This is a genomic window from Vibrio sp. V10_P2A27P122 (assembly GCF_963874335.1).
In the GTDB taxonomy this organism is placed as follows: domain Bacteria; phylum Pseudomonadota; class Gammaproteobacteria; order Enterobacterales; family Vibrionaceae; genus Vibrio; species Vibrio anguillarum.
Window position 1 is genome coordinate 15,558 of record NZ_CAWNHY010000242.1, and the last position, 9,125, is coordinate 24,682.

Genomic DNA, 9,125 nt, shown 5'->3' on the forward strand with positions numbered 1-9,125 from the left:
CAAAAACCCACCAACACACCAGCCTGCGAGAGCATGCGCATCGCGGCTTGAGTAATGGAGGTGCCGTTGCCCAGCATGAGTACGGTGGTATTGGCTATCGGGATATTGAAGTAGAGATTTTCTTTGTCTGCTTCTGTTAAATAGAGCACACGACCATCTTTTTGCATCACGCGGCAATATTCTAAGTAATACATATTGGCGCGTTTGGAATGGAGTATAGTTTTTAAATCAGAGGGGGAGAAATCATCCATGGTATCTTAGTTGCACTCAAGCCAATTGCTATGAGTTCAATACCATAAATCCTTTTCTAATTGGCGACTACTACAAGGTAGATGTTTCATGATCTAGAACAGCGAAACTATGTTCGTTATCGCTATGTTCGTTATCACTAAGTTTTTAAACGAAACAGATAGAATGGACAGGTTGTCTAATACTAATTTAGGCGCTTCAGATACAACAAAGCCCGCACGTGGCGGGCTTTGTTTGAATTTGGTGGGTCTTATTGGATTCGAACCAACGACCTTCTGGATGTCGACCAGACGCTCTAACCAACTGAGCTAAAGACCCAAATTTTTGTTCTTGAGCATGATACATGCAACTGAAATGGTGCGTCCGAGTGAACTCGAATCACCGACCCCCACCATGTCAAGGTGGTGCTCTAACCAACTGAGCTACGGACGCATATCTTCAGAACGGAGTGGATATTAACGGCTGTTTTTGCTGTGTGCAAGTCTATTTTCTTTGTTTTTGAGCCAGTTGGCTTATCTATCACCAGCTTGTCTGTTTTTTATTCACAACTCTGGGGTTAAGCACAATAACCGGATCAACAATAGGTGTAAGCTGTCCAATTTATTTCATTGTATAAGTTATGTGAGATTATCCATTGATTCGGACCAATTATCTCGTACTATAACCTTTATCAATATCTTCGATATGCAATACGGTGACGTAACATGGATGCGCGATTATTCAACCATTCTCATCATTTGAGAGCCTCTGTACTTTGCGGGTTAAGCTTGCTGCTGACCGCTATTGCATTTTTCTTCGTCCTATTTAACGTTTTTTACACTTACAGCTACGGGCTAGCGGCCTTAGAATCTGTCTTCATGTGCTACTCCTACTACGTTTACTTTATTGCAAAAAAACAAACTCACTCAGTCACGCATATCCGTATTTATGTCTACTTTCTTATTCTCATTATCAGTGTAGGGACTTTTATTCAGCCTTTAAGCAATGGCCTATTTTTATGGACAACGTTTTTCCCAGTACTTTTTTACCTATTGCTAGGGGTTAAGCATGGCCGCCTCGCTACAGGCATCGCACTCATTCCGCAACTGTTCAATATCCATTCTCAAGGCTCATGGAATGTGGATTATGACCCAACCCCGTTGATGATCAACTTACTTCTTTGCTATTGCGGGATTTGGACGGTGGCTCATCTTTTTGAATCTAGCCGTAAGAAAACCGAAAACTCGCTACGCTACCTCGCTTCTCGTGATGCGTTGACGGGCTCTCACAATCGTTTGGCACTCACTCACGCCTTCGCCCACTTTGTGCAAAATAAAGTGGATACGACGCTGTGCCTTTTAGTGATTGACCTTGATTATTTTAAGCAAGTGAATGACACCCATGGGCATGATGCCGGTGACAAGGTGCTGATCGATACGACGCAGGTAATGTCTCAAATTGTGGGCGACGATAACCTCTACCGTATCGGCGGGGAGGAGTTTTGTGTGACTTTGTTTAATAATAGCATCGCGCAAGCCGAACATGTGGGAGAAAAACTGCGCGAGGCGATTAATCAACATTTGTACGCTTATGGATCGAAGCGAATCCAACTGACCTTAAGTGTCGGTATTTGTGAATACCGTGAAGGTGACAAGTTGGATGTACTACTGAAATTAGCCGATGTTGAGCTTTATAAAGCGAAGAAAAATGGACGTAACCAAGTTTGTATTTGCCAAATCAATGACACAGTGGATGATTCGACACTTTGGATTTCTCAGAGCTCTTGATCCTCGCCTACTTCATACACCACATTATAATTTTCAGTATAGGTACACTGTGGTTGACGGCTACACGTAAAGAATCGTCGACCTTTGAATTCGCCTTGGCTGGCAATTTTTATCACCATTGGGCTGCCACATTTTTTGCAAAAACGCACTTCTTTATCGGTTTCGATCAAATCAATATGCGCGGCCAGTAACCTTCTTAGTTTACTCACTTGATAGCTGTGTTTGATGTTCGCACCAATCAATGGAATGTTGGCAGACTTACACACATGCATCAGCAATTTTTCACGCTCTACCTTGCCTTTATGCAGTTCTTTTCCGTTATCCAACTCGATGATAACTCGCGGCTCTAGGGTTCTTGCATCACACACCACAAAATCAAAATAGTTTTTGGCGATTCGGTTATTGGCGATAAACCACTGCTTTTTATTCAAGTTCGCCGCTGGGGTAACCACGTTGGCCATTGAAACTTTAGCCAACACCACACCGTGTTCCCCTACTGCAGATTTCAGTGCGTTATGAAAGGCGCCTTCAGACATATTGAGTAACGCCCCTTTCTTCTTATAAGCGTAATCTTTGGTATCGTCGTGTTTGATCACGTACTTTTGGATAAAGACAAAAAACAGCACCAGCAGTGCAACAATGATAAAAATGTTGGTCATACGATAAAAACCATTTTGAAGTAATTAGCTAACTCGCTAATTAATAAACGAAGTACCGCCCAAAGGCCAGTTTATTACTATGGATTTGTTGAAGAGGGTGACCTAATCCACATGGCAGCAGGCTCTCTTGTAAGCTGAATCTAGAATGTGTGCCAGAGTGTCATTCAGGTTGATAAGCTACGCCAATGAGTGAAATGTCGCAACTTGTGTTTTCTGTCAATGGACAATGACCAAACGAGAGGCTCATTAATGAGAGCCTTGGTAGGAAAAAGTAGAGAAAGAAAAAGCTCGCCGCAGCGAGCTTTCATTGCTTTAACGATTAATCCAGTTGAAGTAAGCGACCAGTTAAAGCCGGAACGATGATTGTCGTTGTACCGATTTGCGTGGCGATCGTCTCTTCAGTCATTAAATCCTTCAATTGAGTCGCAGCTTTTACGCTTCCCATATCAAGAGATAATCTCCGCTCCGCAGTGCTGGTGTTAAGCACATAGATGATCTGCTCATCACCGTACACTTTGAGATCCGCGTACAAACTCTCGTCAATCCACACATTACGCCGCTCCCCTTTAGCCAGTGACGGGTATTGGCTGCGCAGTAGCATTAATTGACTGACGCTGTTTTTCAGCGCTTGCTGTTGTGGTGACAAGCTTGAACCATCTACTTTGCCACTAGAACGAGCAACGTGATCATCACACAAACCAACAGCGGCACAATTTTGTGTCACTTGCGCTGCAAAGTTTTCGACTTCATCCCCAATCTCTTCACCATAGTAAAGCGTGATTGGCCCAGAATAAGCAGCAAGAAAACTGAACGCGGCAAGATGTCGCGCATAATAATCACCTAAATTACCTCGTTGGATCAGGTCACCAAAGCGAACCAAATCATGGTTACCTAACATTAGATTTGGCATGGCGTGATAAGGCGATTTCGCTCGGTTATTCCAACTAGCTTCTAGACTCAGAGCGCTACCGCTTGCGCCAGATTCTTCCACTGCTAGTGCTTGCATCACACCATAGCGTAAAGGAAAGTTGAAGGCAGAGGAGAGCGCTGGGTTTGCATCACTGCCATACGCAGTTAGGGTAATGTCATCAGCCCCTTGCCACACTTCGCCGACCATATAACCTAATGTGCCCCATGATTTCCCTGCATTGAGGTTATCTTGCGATGCTTGTTCAACCGCCGCGCGCAGCGAACGCCAGCTCTCAAGCGGGACTTGATACGCTTGGTCTAAACGCCAGCCATCAATGCCAAACTCACGGATCCAGTAGCTGGCAACTTCAGTGAAAAATGCCTCACTCGCTTGACTAGGATAAGTGACCAACTTGCCCGGATAACCACTTTCTCCGTCATGAAGCTGAGGCAACTTGCCGCTCGGTGACGCTTTCACGCCAACAGAGCTGGTGTGGCCAAATACGCCATCCAATAACACGTACAGCCCTTTGTCATGCGCACTATCAATCAGCTCTTTTAGCTTAGCGTTGCTGCCAAAGTTAGGATCTACGTTGAAATAATCACACGCAAAATAGCCAGTAGCGTCAAGCTTATCATCGCCATTTTGACCCGCACAGGAATCAAATACTGGCGTTAACCACAACGCATTAACGTTCAAGCTAGCAATGTAATCCAAGCTATTGATGATGCCTTGCAAATCACCACGGTGGTGCGAGTTGCCGTAACCAACGCCGTAATCAGCGTTTGAATCTCCATCAACAAAGGATTCCACCATCACTTGATAAATTCGCAAATCACAAGCGGGGTTATTGTCTTGATAACACGCGTAGTCAACACCTGTATCCACAACGCCAACCACCAGTTGCGATGTGTTGGATGCATCCAGTGTGAACTTCCAAACACCTTGCTCTGTTGCGGTAAGCTTGATATTGCCATTTCCTGCATTTTCCAATGTCGCGGAACCGCTAGCGATACTAAAGCCACCAAAACCAAGGTTTAGTGTGCTCCAATCTTCAGAAGCAATTTTGAATTCATACACTCCGGGAGTCAGATAACCTTCAAACGTGTAGAGACCATTTTGCTGATAGGATAATGGATTTGAAACTCCCCAACCGTTCATCGAACCACGCACGTACACCGTGGTTGAACCATAAGGTGCAACATCAATTGGTGGCGCATCAATGCTTAAGCCAGCACCCTGCTCGCCCTGCTGCGGCATCACAAACACTGCCGCCGTTAAGGCTGGAACGGTAAAGCGGCCATTGTTAAACTGGCTCGATTTAACACGCACATCTTGTGCTGTGCGTAAAACAGGATGTAATTCAAAGCGCTGCGCATTCGGGATCACGACACTTTGCTCTGCGGTATTAGCGTTGATTGCAACCACTATCGCCTCTACGTTTGGATCCAGATCCGCACCAGCTGAAATACCATCATTAACCGACATCACTATCATGCCAGGCTGCGCATTTGGCCCCGTATTATGGAAACGAACACGATTTAACACTTCTTGCTCAGAGATTAGCTTGAGCAACGGTGTTTGCGCACGAATCGCCAGCAAGGCTTTGAAGGCATTGTCTGTCCATGCGATATCTTGCGCGGAAGCCACCGTATTGGGGTTGGCTATCACACTTTGAATCGCACTCCAGTTGGCCTGATCTTTATCTGCTCTTGGCAAGCCGACATTCCAGTTGTTGGTCTGCTTGCTAAAGTCAACACGGTTGTACCAATCACCACTGTCGTAACTGTCGCGCGCCATCGATTTTGAGCGAAGTAGTTCTGAACCCATATGGAAGAAAGGAACACCTTGCCCAAGCATTACTGGCGCAAGACCAATGATCTGCATGCGCGCTCTATCCGCTGAGCTGGTTTCTGCTTTTGCTTTATATTGGTTGAAGTCCCACAGGGTTTGATTGTCGTGTTTAGAGACGTAGTTAATCGACTCTTGTGGGTCAAGTGTATAAGCCGCGCCTTGACCACCGTATTGGAAATCACGGCCAAGCACTGTCATGCCACTGGCGGTTTGCAATGGATAGGCTTGTAGATTGCCAGCCATGCCATAGCGAATTAAGTCCATTTTCGATTTCAGCTCATCACTAAATCGATCACCTGCATTAGCAAAACCCGGAGTGGTTAATAGCGCCTCACCGCTATCAAATGGACCACCGCCACGCACACCGTCACGTAAGCGGTCGTTATAAGTCCCTATCCCCGTTCCAGCCATTGGCCATTGCGTAGCATTTTCGCCTCTGGCACCGTTGGCGACTTCACCAAAGTTCCAGCCTTCACCATAGAACCAAGTGTCAGGATCAACCGTTTTCGCCGCCTCATAAATCTTGAGCATGCTTGATTTCATCAAGTGTCCCATCAGATCGAAGCGGAAACCGTCGATTTTGTAATCTTGCGCCCACATCGTGACGCTATCGGCCACCAGTTTCTCGAACATACGGTTTTCTGAAGCGGTATTGTCGCAACAGCTAGAATTTTCAACCGCACCTGTGATGGGGTTCAAGCGGTGGTAATAACCGGGCACGGTTTTATCCAGTACTGATTTGTCATACAAACCTGACGAGTAGGTATGGTTGTAGACCACATCTTGCACGACTCGAAAACCAAGCTGATGCAGTTTTTGCACCATTTGGCGGTACTCTTTCACCCGTGACACACCATCACTTTGCACCGCATAGCTGCCTTCTGGCGCGCTGTAATGGAATGGATCATAACCCCAGTTGAAGCTGTCAAACGGCCGCACATCCGCAAGTAATGCTTGTGCTTGCGGTGTATTCGGGTCGGTTTTTTCCAACAAAGAAAGTATGGTCGCGCTCATCGACGTTCCATCAGAACAAAGCGACGCTTGCGGGTTAATACCACACAGTTTTGCGACCGTATCATTAAGATCGACCCGCTTTTGCTCATCTTCCGGAATCGACGCTAAATCATAGCTTGGCAGTAAGTGAATGGTGGTTAAACCCGCTTGTTTTAAACTTTTCAGGTGCGCAACACTGTCACGTTCTTCTTCCAAGAAGGCGAGGTACTTACCGTTGTATTCCGCTGTTCCTTTGCTATCACTGTTGCTGAAGTCACGAATGTGTACTTCATAAAGAATGTTATCTTCAGGATGACTCAATTCAGGAATAATTTGAGTATCCCAATCGTCCGGTTTTGACTCTGCTGCGGTTAAGTCCACCAATTGAGAATAAAGGCTGGATGTACTGAGCGATTGCGAATACGGATCGGTCGTCATCATCCATTCAAGTTGCGCCGTTTTAGGATGGTAGGCCTGCACGCGGTAACGATAGAAACTGTTTTTCAGCGAGCGCTCACCTTGATAATGCCAAGCTCCGGTGTTGGGATCTTCAACCATCGGCTGAGGGGAGGTACTGCGAAGGGTTTTATCTTGATCATACAGATACAACTCCACTTGCTGCGCGGTCGGAGCCCATAGCGCAAAATGCGCGCTATCACCGTCTATCCAAGCGCCAAGTTTCGCTTCATCGGCATCATCGCTGCCCGCCGTGTAAAGATTATCGACTATTCCTGGGATCTGTACTTTTGTTGCAACCAGTACTTTGCCTTCAGCATCTCTCGCTACTGTGAGTAGCTGAGTTTTCAACAGCGCTTTAGCTTGTTCATTGCTCACATCCAATGTGAAGGCTGTTCGACCCGCTAAATGTGGGAAATGCGCATTATTTGTCACGCCTGACAAGGCTAATGGGTAATGAATGAATTGTTCAGGATGGGCGATATCACCATTGCCTTGCGCACGGCTCCAAAGCTCATAGCTTGCCGCTTCGCTGTGATCGAACCACGCCAGTTGATTTACCGCAAGCCAATGTGCAGCTGCGCCCTCAATGGCAACTTGAATTTGCTCATTCGGAGAATAGTTCAACACCGCACTACCGTGGCGCGTATAAAGCGTATTGCCTTTGACAAAATCCAGCACTAAATCATCGCCGCCCAGCGCTTTATCATTGCCACTGTGCACAATAAAGTTCATGCAGTTGCCATGTTCTGCTTTAAGTGGAATGCGATATATCGCTCCATAAATCGGGTCGATTTCTGAGGCTAAGTAAGGATTTCCCCAATCCACACCATTAAGCGCAGATTCAGAAACAGAATCACAGCTACCGTTGTTCCAAAGGTGTAGTCCCCAGCCGTCATAATTATTGTCATCACGCAGGTAGTAAATGATCGCTTCTTGATAAGTTGGGGTCGGCTCGGTTGTCGAGTTATCCGCCTGTTTCGGTTGTGGATCAATGCTGTCGGGGATGCCATCACCGTCATCGTCGCTTGAGGCAAAATCCCCTAGCCCATCGTTATTGGTATCAAGGCTTTCTAAGCGATCTCGTGGGAATACATCCTGCGCGTTGCTCACACCGTCACCATCAATATCGTCATCTTCGCTATCGGCAATACCGTCACTATCAAGGTCAGCAGGAACGCTTGAAACATCATTGGCGTCCGTTTCTAAACGCGCTTCATCGGCGTTGCTCCACCCATCACCATCAATATCATCATCTTCGACATCCGCAATGCCATCGCCATCGAGATCGGCAGCAAAGCTTAAGGCGTCATAAGGGTCTGTCCCTAATCGCCATTCAGTTTCATCAGGCCAGCCATCGTTGTCATCGTCTAGGTCTGCGTGATCGCCAATGCCATCATTATCGGAGTCAATACTCTCTTGGATGTCGTAAGGAAAGTGGTCAATCAAATCGGCTACGCCATCTCTATCGCTATCAAAGCCAATAACAGGCTCACCATTTTCAAGCATCAGTGTTTTATCGCGAATATCGCTCTTTTCTCGCTGCGCTTTTTTGATCTCATCGCCAAACCGTTTACTGGCTTTTTTCAAGGTATTGGCCAATTCAGGCAAGCTGGAGTCATCGATAGTAGCAGGTAGCAGTTGCGCTAGCGCTTTAGCAGATTGAGCAACCAAGATGTGGTTATCGACATAATCCGCTTTGACATCCAAAGTTGGAATACGCAGCGCCTTTTTCAGCTCAGCCAACGCTTTACTCTCTCGCTTACCATTTTGCATCTGCACGCTGAGGTAAGTCGTAAAAGGGCTGATCACCGGATAATTTGCTGGCGCCATCATTAAATAATTGCGCGCAGCTTTGACGGTGGGAATATCTTGGTCAACGGTTTTTCCCTTGATAGCAGAAGCCATCAGGTAATAATTGTTTACGTCACCACGCAGCCCCGCCACGTTAATTTTTGCGATACCTTTTTGGTCGGTGGTATACGCTTGAGGTTCGTTTTGTTCAAATTGACGATTGCCGTTCACATCCAGCCAAACTTGGGCATTGGTTAAATACCCATCCATGACTTGAACGTCTAACGAGTCATTACAACCCGCTAGCATACCAATTGAAGCAAACGCTAAAGTCATTCTCGTTAGGTTTGTTTTCATTGTTGTAATCCGTTTTATAACGTTAGTGCTCGTCCTGCTCTCACTGCTGGCAGAAAACCTATAAATCAGTAGACATATGTCTATATC

The 9,125-nt window shown here is 46.2% G+C and carries 3 protein-coding genes, 2 tRNA genes and 1 pseudogene; 1 reads left to right on the plus strand and 5 read right to left on the minus strand.

Translation table 11 applies throughout. The features are described from left to right. From AACQ17_RS10765 to AACQ17_RS10775, 3 genes and pseudogenes are all read right to left on the minus strand, one after another. Positions 1-251 (minus strand): annotated as a pseudogene (locus AACQ17_RS10765) (type I-F CRISPR-associated endonuclease Cas1f); the annotation flags it as partial. A gap of 239 nt (positions 252-490) precedes the next feature. Then, positions 491-567: transfer RNA gene (locus AACQ17_RS10770), tRNA-Val, on the minus strand. A gap of 37 nt (positions 568-604) precedes the next feature. Next, positions 605-681, minus strand: a tRNA-Val gene (locus AACQ17_RS10775). A gap of 272 nt (positions 682-953) precedes the next feature. Between AACQ17_RS10775 and AACQ17_RS10780 the strand changes: the two genes are divergently transcribed. Beyond that, positions 954-2,015 (plus strand): GGDEF domain-containing protein, encoded by a 1,062-nt coding sequence (locus tag AACQ17_RS10780; RefSeq protein ID WP_013856669.1) that lies wholly within the window; start codon positions 954-956, stop codon positions 2,013-2,015. On the opposite strand, the gene AACQ17_RS10785 is transcribed toward AACQ17_RS10780, so the two are convergent. Continuing rightward, complete coding sequence (locus AACQ17_RS10785; protein ID WP_013856668.1) at positions 2,003-2,674, minus strand: DUF2726 domain-containing protein; 672 nt, start codon at positions 2,672-2,674, stop codon at positions 2,003-2,005. The two genes, AACQ17_RS10780 and AACQ17_RS10785, sit on opposite strands and share 13 nt — an antisense overlap. A gap of 319 nt (positions 2,675-2,993) precedes the next feature. After that, complete coding sequence (gene pulA / locus AACQ17_RS10790) at positions 2,994-9,038, minus strand: pullulanase-type alpha-1,6-glucosidase (RefSeq protein ID WP_094147868.1); 6,045 nt, start codon at positions 9,036-9,038, stop codon at positions 2,994-2,996. Between the last annotated feature and the right edge of the window lie 87 nt (positions 9,039-9,125).

Bases quoted from the DNA above. Each gene is read 5' to 3' on its own strand.
- AACQ17_RS10780 (WP_013856669.1), top strand. From the start codon at position 954: ATGGATGCGCGATTATTCAACCATTCTCATCATTTGAGAGCCTCTGTA.
- pulA (WP_094147868.1), bottom strand. From the start codon at position 9,038: ATGAAAACAAACCTAACGAGAATGACTTTAGCGTTTGCTTCAATTGGT.
- AACQ17_RS10785 (WP_013856668.1), bottom strand. From the start codon at position 2,674: ATGACCAACATTTTTATCATTGTTGCACTGCTGGTGCTGTTTTTTGTC.